Source organism: Edaphobacter sp. 4G125, from assembly GCF_014274685.1.
In the GTDB taxonomy this organism is placed as follows: Bacteria; Acidobacteriota; Terriglobia; order Terriglobales; family Acidobacteriaceae; genus Edaphobacter.
The window spans coordinates 3,679,866-3,696,005 of record NZ_CP060393.1; the positions used below are offsets into that span (position 1 = coordinate 3,679,866).

Sequence of the window (16,140 nt, forward strand, 5' to 3'; positions counted from 1 at the left end):
GCCTACTTTATTTCTTTTTATTTAATATCGCGCCAGTTCTTCCCTAAGCCGATCTCGGCGACGATGGGGACGGAGAACTCGGCCACGTGTTCCATTTCGTGGCGGACGAGAGTTTCCATCTCTTTAGCCTCTTCGGGAACAACATCGAAGAGAAGTTCATCGTGGACCTGGAGCGTCATGCGGGAGCGCAGCTTGCGCTGAATGATCTCGGCATCAATACGAATCATCGCGAGCTTGATGAGATCAGCGGCCGTGCCCTGCAGCGGCGTATTGACGGCGGTACGTTCAGCAAAACCGCGCATGTTGGGATTGCGCGATTGGATATCCGGAATAGGACGGACGCGGCCAAAGGACGTGCGAACGGCCTGTTCGCTACGAACGGTTGCCAGGATGGCTTCGATGAAGCGCTGCACACCAGCATAACGTTCAAAATAACGCTCAATATATGCGCGCGCCACCTTCTGCTCAATGCCAAGCTGTGCCGCCAATCCAAATGGAGAGATGCCATAGACGATACCGAAATTAACCGCCTTGGCGCGATTGCGAGTCTCCTTATCCATGGTCGCGGCATCAACCTCGAAGACTTCGGATGCGGTAAGGGTGTGGATGTCTTTACCGGTTCGATAGGCATCGAGGAGCAATGGGTCCTGAGAGAAGTGGGCCATAAGGCGCAACTCGATCTGCGAGTAGTCGGCCGACATGAGCAGATTGCCTGGCGCCGGAATAAATGCTGCTCGGATCTCTCGACCTGCGGCAGTACGAATAGGAATGTTCTGCAGATTGGGATTGATAGAGGAGAGCCGCCCTGTGGCTGCACCTACCTGGTTAAACGTGGTGTGAATGCGTCCGTCAGAGTCGGCAAGCAAAGGTAGCGTGTCAAGGTAAGTGCCTTTGAGCTTCTGGAATTGACGATATTCGAGAACCGACGAGACGATCGGGTGATCCTCGGCAAGTTCTTCAAGAACATCTTGCGCAGTTGAGACGACCTTGCCCTTGCCGTACTTCATCGGCTTAGGAAGAAGCATCTTGTTGAACAGCACGTCGCCAAGCTGCTTCGGGGAGTTGATATTGAAACGGTGGCCAGATTCCGTATAGATTTTTTCAGCGAGGTTATCGATTTCGACGGCAAGGTGCGAAGACATTCCACGAAGGAAGTCAGGATCGATACGGACGCCGACCTGCTCCATACGAAGGAGAACGGGGACGAGAGGGAGATCGAGTGTCTCGTAGACGTGCTGCAAGGGAGAGATATCAGCTCTCTCTCTGCTCCCTGTTTTCTCTTTCTTGTCGGAGAAGAGCATCTCGGTAGTGACTGCTCCGCCAAGTGCGGGATCGTCGGCAGGAATTGAGTGCTCCGTAGGCGCGTAGTCGGCGATCTGTTGGCCCAATGTGGTGGAGAGACGGACGATAGCCGCTGCGGCTTCGGGCAGACGTTTGGCGTCGTTGGGATTTTCTTTCGTCGGCTGATGAACGAGAGTGCGGCTGGTGCTGCGTGCGGCTATATCCGGCAAAGTGTGAGAGCTATGTGTCGGATTGATGAGATAGCTGAGCAGCATAACGTCGTTGCGAACGCCTTGTAGCTGGATATTGTGAGGTTGCAATGCACGCAAGACAGCTTTGAGATCATGGATATCCTTGGGCAAGGTGCTGTCAGTGAGTGCCTCTTTGATGCCCGGCGTGTCGAGCGGAGCTTCGATTGCAAAATGGTCGTTGACAGCGAGGCCGAGACGGCGCGCAGGATCCTCTGTTGAAGATGCGGCTACAGGTTTAGGTGTGGCCGTAGGGGCTGCTCCAAAGAGGGACATGTTCTCGGCTGGAGGAGGCTCTAGCTCTGGAGCGTCTTCAGAATGTTCGGCTGCGATCTCTTCAGCGATGGCCTGGGCATCTTCAAAGATAGCGAGAGCCAAACCGTTGGGTTTGCCAGTTGCAGGATTGTTGGCTCGCGCCTCGTCGAGCAGATGTTTAACCTGTACTACGGTTGGCTTTGTTTCGTAGGTGATGATAGTGGCGTCCGCGGCCGGAGCAAGTTCTTTAAGGAGAGTTGTGAACTCGAGTTCGCTGAAGAGCTCGCGGCAGGCGGCGATATCAGGCGTCTGCGTGCGCATCGCATCGAGCGAGTAGTCGATGGGGACTTCAGTGTGGATGGTGACGAGATCTTTGGAGAGAAGGATATTTTCGCGGTTGTTAGCGAGGGATTCACGATAGGTCTTGCGCTTGATGGAGTCGGGGGTGGCAGTAGCCGCGGCGATGGCTGCTTCTACTGTGCCGAACTGCTGGATGAGCTCGACAGAGCCCTTGTCGCCAATGCCGGGCGCTCCGGGAATATTGTCGATCGCGTCGCCGCGGAGCGCCATCACATCAATGACGCGCTCGGGCGGCACACCAAGATTCGCTTCGACGCCAGCGGGATCGAGGATGAGATTATCCTTCGTTGGATTGAGGATGGAGACATCTTTAGTGACGAGCTGCATCATGTCTTTGTCGGAGGAAACGACGTAGATGTGGTGTCCGAGAGCAGAGAGCTTGTGCGAAAGCGTGCCGATGACGTCGTCGGCTTCGAAGCCCTCGTAGTAGAGGATAGGGATGCGGAAGGCTTCAAGGGCGCGGCGGATATAGGGCTGTTGCTGGATAAGGTCCGGCGGAGTCTCGGTACGGTTAGCCTTGTAGCCGCCATATTCGATGGTCTCGAACTGCTGTGTCTTAATGTTGAACTTTTTGACGTCTTTCATCTGCGCCGCCATCTCGTTGCGGTGGAGCGGAGCACCAACATCGTAGACCGCGGCAAGATACTCAGGCTGAAAGTCCTTGCGCAGTTTATTGATCATGTTGACGAAGACATACGTCGCCGCCGTCGGAATGCCGGTCCGCGTGGACATAGGACGCGACCGCTGCATGGCATGGTAGGCGCGGAAGATGAATGCCATCGAGTCGAGGAGATAGATCGGCGGCTTGGTGGTCTTTGATTCGGGCTTTGTGGAGGACTTTGCCATGACCCTTTGATGTTAGCGCGTTGCGATGGAGAAAGGCACCGACCAAGAAATGATGCAGATGGAATGAATTTCTACAGGATCAGCATGCAGTCACCGTAGGAGAAAAACCGATACCTCTCGCGAACAGCGTGAGCGTATGCGGAGAGGGTGAACTCTCTACCGGCAAAAGCGCTAACCAACATCAGCAACGTCGACTCAGGCAGATGAAAGTTCGTTAGCAGTCCGCTGACGACACGGAACTGAACACCCGGGCGGATGAAGATGCTAGTCTGGCCGGAGTGCGGGTGTAATTGCAGGCCCGAATGCGGTTCAAAGGCATCCGCAGCAGCAATGTGTGCGCAGTGTTCGAGTGTACGCGTCGTCGTCGTTCCGGCAGCGATGATGCGACGCCTCTCACGAAGAGCCTTATTGATCGCCTCAGCAGTGGAAGCAGGCAGCGTATAGTGCTCGGCATGAAGATGGATATCTTCCACGTTTTCGACCCGAACAGGCTGAAAAGTGCCGAGCCCGACGTGCAGTGTGATGGTTTCGATCTGAACTCCGCGCGCACGTAACTGATCGAGAATCTCCGGGGTGAAGTGCAATCCTGCGGTAGGAGCAGCTGCGGAGCCGGACTCATGATTGTAGACGGTCTGGTAACGATCGCGGTCCTCTGGGGTATCACCACGGTGAATATACGGCGGCAGCGGCATATGGCCGATGCGATCCAGAATGGCGCGAAACTCTAGCGTAGGAGCAAATCGTAAGGTTCGTTCACCATAGTCAGCAGCTGCAATCACCTCGGCTTCAAGCAGCGGTGCCGAATCATCGTGAGCCGCAAAATGAAGACGTTCGCCGGGCTGAACCTTGCGGCCAGGACGGACGAGCGCGGCCCATTCGTGCTCGCTGAGCTGTTGCGTCAGTAGCACTTCGATACGTCCTGAAGGATCCGGCGAACTTGCCTGAGTATTTCGCCCGCGAGCCCGGGTGGCATAGAGCCTCGCAGGAATGACCCGGCTGTTATTAAGAATGAGAAGGTCGCCCGGTTGGAGAATTTCGGGAAGGTTACGAAAGAAATTGTCCCGGTATTCACGTTTGGAACGGTTAAGTACGAGCATACGGCTGGAGCCGCGAACCGCTGGCGGAGACTGCGCGATGAGTTCTTCAGGGAGATCGAAATGGAAGTCAGCTACGCGCACTACTTTGATTCTAGTGTGTAGGATTCCGCAAGTGCAGTGGCACGGTCGAGTGCAGACTGAACGGCCTGTTGTTCGGCAGGAGCGGGAACGGTCCAGGCGACGGTGACCTTGGAGAAAGGCTTAGGAATCATGAAGCCGTCCCAAGAGCGAAGAGTCCAGGCGCGGTGCGGGTGAAGATAGACGGCCCCCACGGGCGCGTCGACGAGGGCTGCAAGCTGAGTGACGCCAGGCTTAGCCTTCTGCGCAGGACCACGCGGACCGTCCGCCGTAATTGCAATGTAGTTGTTCTCGTAATAAGCCCGCTGCAGATTGCGTAGCCCTACGGCTCCATCCCGAGAGCTGGATCCCCGCACAGCCACAAAACCGAGCCGTTCCACCGTGCGGGCAATCAGTTCGCCATCAAAACTGCGGCTAATGAGGATGTGAAGATTTCCATTGCGAAAGCGCCAGGCACACGCCAACAGACAGCGATGCCAGATGGCATAGATGAGCGGCGGAGGCGTGTGATACTGCGGAGTCATGCCTGGCTCGCAGATATCTTCGTAGCGAAGCGTAACCCCAAGCAAACAGATAATCATGTACGCCAGCGGAGGAACGATGGCGAGCATAATGCGCTGCTTGAAAGAGTAGGGTTGTGCGGATGGCTCTGGCACGTCAATGAGTGTAGTTCAGCTTAGCTGTATTTGAGCCAGCGCATGATCTCCGGCAGGGTTGGCCGTTTGCCGTACATGAGAATACCGACACGATAGATACGGCTGGCTACCCAAAGGATGGCATAAATCGTCACGAGCATCAGAATGATCGAAAGGGCGATTTCCCATGCCGGCGGAGTAGCCAGAGAGATACGCAGGTACATGATAAGTGGCGCGCAGAACGGGATCAGCGAGATAACGCGGGCAATCAGTCCGCTTGGATTGGTGATCACTGGGGCCAACGCAAACATGCAGCCCGCCAGCGGCATCACTAGGAACATATTGAGCTGCTGTAGCTCTTGTTCCGAGTTGACCATTGCTCCAAGCGCGGCGGCGATAGAGGAGTACAGCAGGTACCCGAGCAGGAAGTAGACCACAAAAAAGATAATCTGCATCGGACTCAATGAAACGTGGACCTTTCCTCCTGCGATCGCTCCCATTAGCGAGCTGCTGGTCAGCAGAATCGCTGTTAGCAGCCACACTGCAACCTGGGTGAGACCAACGGAGCCTACGCCGATGACTTTGCCAGCCATCATTTCCTCTGGCTTGATTGTCGCCAGCAACACTTCGAAAACACGCGAGGTCTTCTCTTCGATGATGGAGCGAGCAACGTTCATCCCATAGAGCAGAATGACCATGTACATGAGGAAGAAGAGCACATAGATGGCAACAAAGCTTGAGGTGGTATCGGCATTTTTGCCCGCCTGGGTTGTATCTACCTTGACGGGCTGCATCAGAGCATTCACCTCTTGTGCAACTACACCATCATGAGTAAGCCGCTCACGCATCAATACTGTGCGGAGCGCAGAAGTGATGGCACTCTTGGTGCCAAAATCTGCCGTAGAACGCGGCGTATAAGCGAAGCTGGGACGCTCGTTGGGGCTGGATGCCGGAGTAATCCAGAGATAACCATCGAGCTGCTTATCAACCAGCATGGAATCGAGCGTGGCTCGGGTGGAACTATTGCCCGGCGAGATCACATCGACGGTCATCTCGCTATCTTTGCCGTTCTCAAGCTCTTTCTGGAGATCAGTCGCCAATAATTGATCCGCCGAGACGATCGTAATGTGCGAGGTTGACTTGGATTTGCTGCCTGCAAGGATCGAACCGACAATTCCTCCGCCCATCAGCAGCGGGATCATCAGTGTAGAGATAAGGAACGCCTTCGTGCGAACACGCTCCAGATACTCGCGCTTCGCGATGAGAAAGATATTATGCATCGACGCGATCTCCTACAGATTCGATAAAAATCTCTTCGAGCGTCGGTTCCATCACCTCAAAACGCGAGATGCGGGCTTTCGACACCGCCTCAGCCAACAGGTGCTGCGCGTCTGCACCATCACAGAGCTTGATCTCAGCCATACCGTTGTAGTTCTTTGCGCTCTCGACCGAAGAGTTGTTCAGGAAGGAAGCATCTCCTTCAAAGACCATCTGGACACGGTTCTTCGGATAGCGGGACTTGATCTCCTGCATTGCGCCGGAGAGGACGAGATGGCCTCGGTGGATAAGACAAATGGAATCGCAGAGCTTTTCGACCTGATCCATGCGGTGCGTTGAGAAGAGCACCGTCCTCCCCTGCTTGTTTAGCTCAAGCAAAGTATCCTGCAGGAGCGATGCATTGACTGGATCGAGACCGCTGAACGGCTCGTCCATAATGATGAGTTCAGGATCATGCAGTAATGCAGCGATAAATTGGATCTTCTGCTGCATGCCCTTCGAGAGCTCTTCGGTCTTTTTAGGGATCGCCTCGATAATCTCCATGCGTTCGCACCACGAATGGGCGCGCTTGCTGGCTGTTGTCGCATCCAAGCCATGAAGCTGGCCGAGGAAGATGAGCTGATCGATCACCTTCATCTTCTTGTAAAGTCCGCGTTCTTCCGGCAGATAACCAACTCGGTGAAGGTTTTTGCGGTCAAACGACTGATCAAACAAGGTGACCGAACCAGAGTCTGGAACTGTCATCCCGATCATCATGCGGATAGAGGAGGTCTTACCGGAGCCGTTTGGACCGAGCAGGCCGAACATGCTTCCCTGCTCGATACGGAAGCTGAGATCATCGACAGCTACTTTTATGTCGAAAGCCTTGCGGACCTTGTGAAGTTCAACGATCGCCATGGAAATCTATGCCAGTTTAGCAGGAGAACATGGCAGGCACTGGTTTCATGACCACCTCCGACCGACTTCCTCTCCCCGGGTTTCCTTCCTCTCCAGAGCAGCTTGGTAGCATCAGACTGTGCTCGAACTTTCGACTCCAATCAAATTCATCAAACGTGTCGGAGAACGGATCGCCGAAGATTTGGCGAAACGCGGAGTCGAAACAGTCGAAGACCTGCTTTATCACCTGCCTTTTCGCTATGAAGACCGGCTCAATCCGCTACCGATCCGCGATCTGAAGGCCGGAGCGATGGCCTCAATCATCGGTGAAGTCCGCGGTTCCGTCCTGTTACGAACGCGGTCGATGCCGATCTTTGAGATGACGGTTGGCCAGAACTTAGACACCGTCAAGTGCATCTGGTTTCACGGTAACTATCTAAAAGACAAGTTTCGCGCTGGGCAGATGGTGGCTCTTTACGGCAAGCTCGAAGCCTCGCGATCGACCGCCGGAAAGTTCAAGATGATTCAGCCGCAGTTTGAGATCCTTCCAACGATGGACTCTCCTGAAGCGGAGTTTGTTTCACTGGAAGTAGGACGCATCGTTCCTGTCTATGAGTTCCTGGGGGGGACGACCGTATGGGGAGCGAAACTAACCTCACGCTGGCTGCGGAGAGTGATCTGGACTCTGCTGGAGGAGTTGGGAAGCCAGCAAGCCAACAAGCTGGGCGGTCAGTCGGTCAGCGCGGTCCCTGAGACTCTGCCAGATGTCATGCTCGAAAGATTGGGTCTACCGAACCGATTAGAAGCTCTACGGGCAACACACTTTCCTGAAGCTGGAACTCCAATCGCCGAGCTGATGTCGGCAGCCACTCCAGCACACCGCAGACTGATCTTCGAGGAACTCTTCTATCTCGAGCTTGGTCTTGAGCTGAAGCGCCGCAGGATGCGCGAACGCGAAGGAATCGCCTTTACAACCGGAGAAAATGTGCGCCGGGCGATTAAGCAGATCCTCCCCTTTCATCCCACCGCCGCACAAAAGCGCGTGCTGGGAGAGATTGCGGCGGATATGCGGAAAGCGCAACCCATGCGCCGTCTGCTGCAAGGCGATGTAGGCTCCGGCAAAACGATTGTCGCCATGCAGGCTGCCTTGATTTCCATTGAGAATGGTTATCAGGTGGCCTTGATGGCGCCTACAGAGATTCTGGCGACACAACACTATCTTTCTGCGCGCAAGCTTCTGGGCGATGCACTTTCGCCGCATACTGGCCGACCCTATCGCATTACTCTGCTGACTGGTTCTCTTGACGATGCGGCGAAGCGAGAAGCTCGAGGGAGAATCTTTCGCGGTGAGACCGATCTGGCGATCGGGACCCATGCCTTGATCGAGGAAAAGGTCGACTTCGACAATCTCGGACTGGTCATCGTAGACGAACAACATCGTTTCGGCGTGCAGCAACGGTTTCAGCTGATGAAGAAGCCAGGCTCGGATGGGCACTCTGCGGAGCCCGACGTATTGGTGATGACTGCGACACCAATCCCGCGCACGCTTGCTCTGACCCTCTATGGCGATCTTGAGACGAGCGTGATCGACGAGCTACCTCCAGGACGTACCCCTATCGTTACGCGGCGAACGACCGAAGAGCGAGCAGAGGACGTCTGGCAGTTTGTCCGCAAACAGGTTGCCGCAGGGCAGCAGGCGTATATCGTCTATCCGGTCATAGAAGGTGCAAAAGATGATCAGCCGGAGCTTGATTTTGCGCAGGATCCTGATGAAGAGGCAAAGACAATCGCAGCTTCTTCGATTTCACCCTTGCACCGCAAAGGCTCTGCTGAGGATGACACAAAACGGAAAAGCGGGAAAAAGGTCAAAGGAAAAACGGAAAAGAAGGCTGAAAAATTATTCGCTTCGAAGAAAGCTTTGCGCGCCGCAAGCGACATGTACGAAGAACTGCGCACTGGAGCCCTCTCCGGACTTCGTCTGGGCCTGCTGCATGGACGCATGAACGCCAACGATAAAGAGATCACCATGCGCCAGTTTCAGCGTGGTGAGATTGATGTTCTGATCGCAACAACAGTCATCGAAGTTGGCGTCGATGTCCCGAACGCATCCGTCATGGTCATCGAACACGCCGAACGCTTTGGCCTGGCACAGCTGCATCAGCTTCGTGGACGTGTAGGCCGTGGTGCAGCCAAGAGTTACTGCATTCTGATGACCGGCAGCAGTGTCAGCGAACAGGCAGAAGATCGTCTGAATGCTATGGTTTCGACCCAAAATGGCTTCGAACTTGCAGAGTTCGACCTAGAGCAACGAGGCCCCGGCGAGTTTTTCGGCACCCGCCAAGCCGGAATGCCGGAGTTTCGCGTGGCCAATCTCATTCGAGACCGCAAGATCTTGGAGTTGGCCAAGATCGAGGCCTCGCGATTTGTCGAAAAACCTGACCCTGCAATCTCACAAGGAGAACGCGATGCTGTCTGGACGCGCCTCAAACAGCAGTGGCAACGGCGCTATGGATTAGTTGAAGCGTAAACGAGGAAAGAACAGGGCTATCCCCTGCTCTCCTTTTTCGCTTCTCTCGTTACGAAGCCATCGCGGCCACACCCACAGGCCGCTGGATTTGGTGATACTTCTTGGGCCCGCGCTTACGGGCAACCAGCACGCGAATACGTTCAATCATCTCTGCGGGAGAGTTAGCTCCCTTCGGGAGAAATACGTCGGCACAGCACGCACGCTCTGAAGCCCCCATCGTCCCGGAGACGATCATTGCGGGAAGCGCAGGCTGAAGTTGTTTGGCGCGACGGACGAGTTCATTGCCATCCATCTGAGGCATGTTCATATCGCTCAGCAGCAGATCTAGAGATCCCGGAGCGGATTGCTCTACCACCTCAAGAGCATGATGGGGAGTGAGCGCCGGGATCACACGATAACCGCGAGTTTCAAGGAGAAAGGTGCGGACAGAGAGGGCTTGTTCATTGTCGTCTACACAGAGGATCGTCTTCTTAGGGCGCAAAGCTGTCTCGCTTCTGCCGGTGGTCGCCGGCGGATGAGCCAGGGACACGAACCGCAGGTTTGCGTTCCGTGCCCCTGGGTGTTTCAGGGCAGCCCTCGCAGATCCGGCCCTGAGCAGTTCAAGGGCATAGCGGGTCGTCTACTCCCTAAGGAGAGCAGATAGGAAGACAAAGCTTCCCTGTCTGCTCCCGGAGGGAACAGTGCCACCGTCCAGCTCACATAAGCCGGACCGCGAGGAAAGAGAGAGACCCGGGCCAACACAGATTGCCTCGCGAGGGAATCATCGAAGCACGAAGATCAATCTGCTGGATGCAGCCGTTATAGGAGCAGGAATAGCTCCGCATCGGCGCGTTTGCAGGCAGCGATCATGTGCACTTCGAAGAGACTCGCGACTGCGCGGCAGCCGAGCTTCTCTCAACTCAGGTTGTCAGTAATACAGGCGAAAGACTCATCAGCGATGCCTCGCACGTTGCGTGCGAAAACATCGTTAACGCTTGCCAAGAGTATGAAGAGATGGGCGTCAGCGCAACGGCGAAGTTAGGGCGAAAGGAGGAAAGATTAGAACTTGCACATCCACCGCAGTATGAAAAGGGTGCGAATTTATTGGCGATTCACAAACGCGCCCTGTTGAAATTAAGTGCATCACGGCAGGAAAAGACGTCCCATTGCAACAGGAATGGTGCGCCCCCCGACACTCACTTCAGTGACTTTGTCATCGACAAGTTTTGCCGAGAGGTGGAGGCGGCTTGGACGGAGCATCTCGACTCCTTGTTCGAGGATGACCGTCTCACCACTCGGAACCCGGCCGTGCCGTACGAGCCATGCAATTGCAGGACCGGCAGCCGATCCCGTAGCAGGATCTTCACCGTTGTAAAACAACATACGTGCGTGCCAGTCAGCGCCACTGCCCTGTGAAGTTCGAGTCACAAAATAAAAAAATTTGGCGTCATACTTCTGCAAATAAGTCTGCACAGCTGTAGTCCGGGGAACTGTAATCCTTTTGATCACCTCAAGAGATCGTAGAGGGATCATGCAGAAGGGGTTTCCTGTGGTCACCGTCTGGACCGGAAGATCGGAGTCGATGTCTTCTTCTTGAATTCCAAGAACTCTGGCGACCTCCCCGCGATCCTGCGGTGGCCCAAAGACGGGGTCGTTCTGTCGCATCGTCCCAAAAACACCTTGTTTGTCCTGCGGTGTAGCAGTAAATCGCACCGGAATTTTGCCTACCGCAAGATCAAGGAAGACCGTCTCCGCTCTCTGAAAGACAGGATGGTTCCAGTAGAGCCAGCTGGAGGTTCCCAGCGTGGGATGTCCAGCGAAGGGCAACTCCTCCTGGGTGGTAAAGATTCGAACCTGAACTCCGCGTTCTCGTTCGATCTCTGGATCGCGAGGAAAGATAAAGGTCGTTTCCGAAAGGTTCGTCTCTCGCGCTAGCGCCTGCATCTCCGCATCGGATAACCCTCTGGCGTTGGTAAAGATGGCAAGCTGGTTCCCTTCAAGAGGACGCTCGGCAAAAACATCCACTAAGGCATAATCCAAAGCAGTATGGGTGGTGGAAAAGAGCTGGGGTGGCGACGGTACATTTGACATGGCAGGCTCCCGGGACTATGGTTTGATTAGACCGCAATCAGGTCAACCTGCCTGATGCTGGCTAAGCCAGCTGCGGTACGAAATATTTTCTGACACATGCAAATCACGCTCAATACGACCTCGATGTGCTGCCGCTGTTGCTGTAGCCCGGCGGGGGTGCGTGGATGAGCGAATCGAAGTAAGCGTCTTCGAGTAGCGCGAAACCCACCCGGCCACAAAGCAGGGTGGGTTTTCTCTTGCTGGTAGAAATATACAAATCGAACGTGGGGCCGATTGCCCCGGAAGGTATAGCGAACATGGCACTGCGCATCAACGATATTGCTCCAGACTTTACAGCGGAGACGACCCACGGTCCCATCAGCTTTCACGAGTGGATCGGTGACGGCTGGGCTGTTCTCTTCTCTCATCCCAAGGACTTCACACCGGTCTGCACCACCGAACTCGGCGCCGTCGGCGCGCTCGAGAGCCAGTTTGCTGCACGCGGCGCAAAGGTCATCGGCCTGAGCGTCGATCCCGTCGACAACCACCACAAGTGGGCCGAGGATATCAAAGAAGTCACCGGGTCTGCCGTCAACTACCCCGTCATCGGCGACACTGAGCTGAAGGTCGCCAAGCTCTATGACATGCTTCCCGGTGAAGCAGGTGACAGCTGTGAAGGCCGTACCCCCGCCGACAACGCCACTGTGCGTATGGTCTTCGTCATCGGACCCGACAAACGCATCAAGCTGCTGCTGGCCTATCCCATGACCACGGGCCGCAACTTCGATGAGATTATCCGCGTTCTCGATTCCATCCAGCTCACCTCGAAGCACAAGGTCGCGACCCCCGCAAACTGGAAGCAAGGAGAGGATGTCATCCTCACAGGAGCGATCTCTAACGAGGAGGCAGCAAAACTGTTCCCGGACTTTAAGACCGTCAAGCCCTATCTGCGCACTGCTGCTCAACCGCGATAAGGTAATCTAACTCTGTAATGCACTCCGCTGCGCATCCCTGTGCAGCGGAGCATGAGCACCGATGGCGAAGTGGCTAACGCGCTGGTCTGCAAAATCAGTATTCGCGGGTTCGATTCCCGCTCGGTGCTCCAAATTTTCTACGGCTTTGGCAGAAGATCCACCTCGAAGAGGTGAACCGGCGTAGAAGCTCTTCGACCGCAACCTCGATCTTTGCAGAGTCCCCGGTTCAATCTTCAGTCCTCCAAACGATAAAGTCCCTTACTCTCTCAACAGCCGTTCCTGTACTAACAAGTGCGCTCAACACGGTACCCCCGTACTTCATGACAAAGCGAGCACCTGTTGGATACTCCGGTTTCGGTTTGCTGTAACGTACCTCAACAGCAAACTTCTCAGGCTGGTTCACGCGTACGTTCCACGAAAGCACATTTCCCGTGTTTCTCAAGTCCATCGACATAGCAGCTGCAATAGCCGTCCATCACTGCCTTTATAGGTCCCTTGACCTCTAACGCGATGACGCCGTCCGCAGGATCAGAAGCCTGAGCAGGAAGCTGCACTAAGATCCAGCGCATTCATTCGAGTGACTTTCAATGGTTTTGCTGTGGCTCGCTAAGCACGTAGCCGTCTGGGCATCTCCGAGAGCTACCTCATCTCGCTTAACAGCTTTGCCCATCTGCATGGGTTCGTTCGCTGCGATGTTGCACCGTCACAGCAGGAAACTGCGCAACGATAGAACTGCCATAAATTACTATGGTTGCCTGGATTGCTTCCGGAATAAAATTCTACGCAGGTGAGAATGTCCTTATTTCAAGCTGCTATGAGCGAACGTCAGAAAAAACAATTCGGATTCACAATCCCCTCACTCTGCGCCCTGGGATTGTCGTTCGCCTTGCTTTCTGGCCTCGCACGAGCACAGCAAACCGTACCCAGACCGCAAGAAAAAGCTCCTGGTACTGCCTCAATCTCGGATAAAAGCAAAAAGCCCCCTCTCTCCCCCGAGGAACAGAGGCAAGCAGATCTGCAAGCCGATACAGAAAAGCTCTACCAACTCACACAAGAGTTGAAAGCCGAGGTAGCAAAGAGCAACAAGGACACGCTCTCGGTTTCTGTTGTCAAAAAGGCCCAGGAGATCGAACGACTCGCAAAGAGCATCAAAGATCGGTCCCGTACACGATAGACGTCAAGACTTTAACCAGTAGCAACAAATCATCTCACCATCGTTCCGGTATTCTGGCTGTGTAGCATTTTAAGAACGGATACATCGAACAATCCCATCCCCAGGAGATACGGTCGAGTGAATCCAGCTCATGCTCAAAATAATTGGCCACCTGTAGTTGTCGCCAGCGTATTTCAAACCGGGTTGAACCTGATGCGGGATCTGCTTCGCCGTGGCGTCCAGACCATTGGGATCGATTGCCACAGCGAGCACGAAGGCTTTCGTTCCTCATACGGCAAATCGTACCTCTGCCCAAACCCTGATACATATCCGGAGCAGTGGGTCGATTTCATGATCGAGCTTGCAAAAAAGCTCGGCGCCAAGCCAGTAATCATTCCCGCCGCAGATATCTTTGTCTCTGCGCTGGGAAAATACGTAGAAGTTCTCAAAGAGCATTACATCTTTTCGCTCGACTCCATTGCGATCCAGGCTGCTCTAGCCACCAAGGAACAACAGTACGCTCTGGCCGCCCAGCACGGGCTTCCGATCCCTCGAACTGCATACATCCAGTCTCGCCCTGACCTTGAGGCATTCGTCGCGCAGGCACGCTTTCCTTGTCTGATTAAACCGCGCCATCAGCGCGAATGGGATGCCTTGCCTGAAGGTAATCCTCTGCGCGGTCTGAAGTTGATCACGGCCGATACTGCGGAAGATCTGTTGACGAATTATGCCTATGCGGAATCTCAACAGCCCGAAGTCGTCGCGCAGGAAATCATCGCTGGCGGCGATGATGCAAAATATTGCTACCTCTCCGTCTATGGTTCTGGAGGTCGTCGCCTCGGCCATACCGTGGTTCACGAGCTACGGGCTCATCCGGTCCTTTTTGGCAGCGGCTCCATTGTCGAGCCGGTCATCGATCCTGAGATCGCTTTACTCTGCGACAATTTTCTGTGCGGCATCGGTTATGTGGGAATCTGTGAGATCGAAGTAAAACGAGATACTCGCGATAGTGTCGTGCGTCTAATCGAAGCAAACCCACGCTATAGCGTTACGGCTGATGCTTCAGTCTATGCAGGAGTTGATATCGGCTGGCTGCATTATCTAGACCTGATTGGTCAGCCCGTTACCCCTGCTGAAGCCTCCCATTTAGGTTTTCGTCATATCGTTCTACGACGCGATATTCCAGCTTTACCTCGTTATGTAGAACGCGGTCTGCTTACCTGGGCTCAGATTCGCAATACTTATCGGGGAGAACTGCATTTTTTTGATTTTGATCGATATGACTGGCGTCCAACACTCACAACGGTCAAGGGTTGTGCTCGTATTGCAGGTGGTACTGTGCTTCGCGCTCTGGGTTTGAGGCGACAACTCTCCTGATGACATACCGGAGCGACATTTCCTTCCCCAATAACATCCAAGTTAAGGTAAATGGGCCCAAGAGGAGAACATTCAACTGAATGTCGAAGAGACGACTAGCTGCCACCTTCCTGCAGAGATCCGGCATTCTTCAGCTTCTGGAACGATCTCGGTCGAAGCCTTCCATCCTGATCGTGAACCATCACAGAGTTGGCGACGCTGCTCTGACGCGTTTCGATCGTGATGTTTTCAGCGCCTCTGCGGATGCTTTTGAGATGCAGTTGAAGTATTTCAAACGACACTTCAACATCGTGGCCGGAGAAGAATTGGAAGATCTCGTCTCAGGAAAAACTCCCCTCAAACATACCCAAATAGCCATCACTTTCGACGATGGCTATTTAAACGACTACACGATCTCATTTCCAATTCTCAAGGCGCATAACTGCGCAGGAAACTTTTTTTTGGTTCCACAATATGTAGGCACAGCTACAGTTCCTTGGTGGGACGAGATCGCTTATCTCCTGCGCAACTCACCGAAATCCGAGATTACATTCCAATCTCCGGTTCCATTCACTATCAATCTCAATGGAGACCGCGAGCAGGCCATTCGCGAAGTGCTGCGCTACTACAAACGACGAGACAATCACAATAGTGATCAGTTCATGAATGAGCTGCGCGAGCAGATAGGATGTGAACTTCCACAGGTTGAGCGACGCTTCATCAACTGGGAAGAAGCTCGCGAGATGAAAGCCGCTGGAATGTCAATTGGCTCACATACTCAAACCCACAATATCTTGGGACAAATGGCACCAGAGGTCCAACGATGGGAACTTACCGAATCCAAAAAGAATATCGAAGCGAATATTGGAACAGAGATCCGAAGCCTTGCGTATCCCGTGGGAATTCGCGGAGCCTTCGACGAAACCACAGAGCATATTGCTCAGAGCCTGGGATACAAGATGTGCTTTTCGTTTTATGGCGGAATCAATACTTCAGATCACATCCAGCCGATGAACCTGCTACGCATGGCTACAAGTCGAGATGATCTGATTTTCCGTGTTGAAACAACGCTTCTCTCACGTCTGGGCAAGCTTCCGTATTAAAACAGAGATCTTGCAAAACAAGGA

General features: G+C 54.1%; 11 protein-coding genes and 1 tRNA gene. 5 read left to right on the forward strand and 7 right to left on the reverse strand.

Translation table 11 applies throughout. The features are described from left to right. Nucleotides 1-17 precede the first annotated feature (17 nt). The 5 genes from polA to H7846_RS15450 form a co-directional block, all read right to left on the reverse strand. Complete coding sequence (polA, locus tag H7846_RS15430; RefSeq protein ID WP_186693334.1) at nucleotides 18-2,990, reverse strand: DNA polymerase I; 2,973 nt, start codon at nucleotides 2,988-2,990, stop codon at nucleotides 18-20. A gap of 71 nt (nucleotides 2,991-3,061) precedes the next feature. Beyond that, nucleotides 3,062-4,168: a tRNA preQ1(34) S-adenosylmethionine ribosyltransferase-isomerase QueA gene (gene queA, locus H7846_RS15435; RefSeq protein WP_186693336.1), complete on the reverse strand. Its 1,107-nt coding sequence runs from the start codon at nucleotides 4,166-4,168 to the stop codon at nucleotides 3,062-3,064. Continuing rightward, a complete protein-coding gene (locus H7846_RS15440) occupies nucleotides 4,168-4,776 on the reverse strand; it encodes a lysophospholipid acyltransferase family protein (RefSeq protein WP_186693338.1) in 609 nt (202 codons plus the stop codon). Before H7846_RS15440 ends, queA begins: the two co-directional genes overlap by 1 nt. 65 nt (nucleotides 4,777-4,841) lie before the next feature. Then, a complete protein-coding gene (locus H7846_RS15445; protein ID WP_186693340.1) occupies nucleotides 4,842-6,080 on the reverse strand; it encodes an ABC transporter permease in 1,239 nt (412 codons plus the stop codon). Beyond that, complete coding sequence (locus H7846_RS15450; protein WP_186693342.1) at nucleotides 6,073-6,975, reverse strand: ABC transporter ATP-binding protein; 903 nt, start codon at nucleotides 6,973-6,975, stop codon at nucleotides 6,073-6,075. The genes H7846_RS15445 and H7846_RS15450 overlap by 8 nt, the downstream gene beginning before the upstream one ends. A 118-nt stretch (nucleotides 6,976-7,093) precedes the next feature. Here H7846_RS15450 and recG point away from each other — a divergent pair, with 118 nt between their 5' ends. Next, nucleotides 7,094-9,481 carry an ATP-dependent DNA helicase RecG gene (gene recG / locus H7846_RS15455; protein WP_186693344.1) on the forward strand — a complete coding sequence of 796 codons (2,388 nt, stop codon included), beginning with the start codon at nucleotides 7,094-7,096 and terminating at the stop codon, nucleotides 9,479-9,481. 49 nt (nucleotides 9,482-9,530) lie between these two features. On the opposite strand, the gene H7846_RS15460 is transcribed toward recG, so the two are convergent. Together H7846_RS15460 and H7846_RS15465 are read right to left on the reverse strand one after the other, a co-directional pair. After that, nucleotides 9,531-9,962, reverse strand: coding sequence for a response regulator (locus H7846_RS15460; RefSeq protein WP_186693345.1), 432 nt, complete (start codon nucleotides 9,960-9,962; stop codon nucleotides 9,531-9,533). A 641-nt stretch (nucleotides 9,963-10,603) separates the two neighbouring features. Further along, nucleotides 10,604-11,551, reverse strand: a complete 948-nt coding sequence (locus H7846_RS15465) for a PhzF family phenazine biosynthesis protein (protein ID WP_186693347.1) — start codon at nucleotides 11,549-11,551, stop codon at nucleotides 10,604-10,606. A gap of 296 nt (nucleotides 11,552-11,847) precedes the next feature. On the opposite strand from H7846_RS15465, the gene H7846_RS15470 reads away from it, so the two are divergent. The 4 genes from H7846_RS15470 (at nucleotide 11,848) to H7846_RS15485 (ending at nucleotide 16,116) form a co-directional block, all read left to right on the forward strand. After that, entirely contained in the window at nucleotides 11,848-12,504 is a 657-nt protein-coding gene (locus H7846_RS15470; protein ID WP_186696425.1) for a peroxiredoxin, read from the forward strand. Nucleotides 12,505-12,559: 55 nt separating this feature from the next. Next, a tRNA-Cys gene (locus H7846_RS15475) sits at nucleotides 12,560-12,635 on the forward strand. Between the two features lie 1,160 nt (nucleotides 12,636-13,795). Continuing rightward, the gene (locus tag H7846_RS15480; RefSeq protein WP_186693349.1) at nucleotides 13,796-15,034 is read left to right on the forward strand and encodes a carboxylate--amine ligase; all 1,239 of its coding nucleotides are present in this window, start codon (nucleotides 13,796-13,798) and stop codon (nucleotides 15,032-15,034) included. Nucleotides 15,035-15,114: 80 nt separating this feature from the next. Further along, entirely contained in the window at nucleotides 15,115-16,116 is a 1,002-nt protein-coding gene (locus tag H7846_RS15485) for a polysaccharide deacetylase family protein (protein ID WP_186693351.1), read from the forward strand. Nucleotides 16,117-16,140 lie beyond the last annotated feature (24 nt).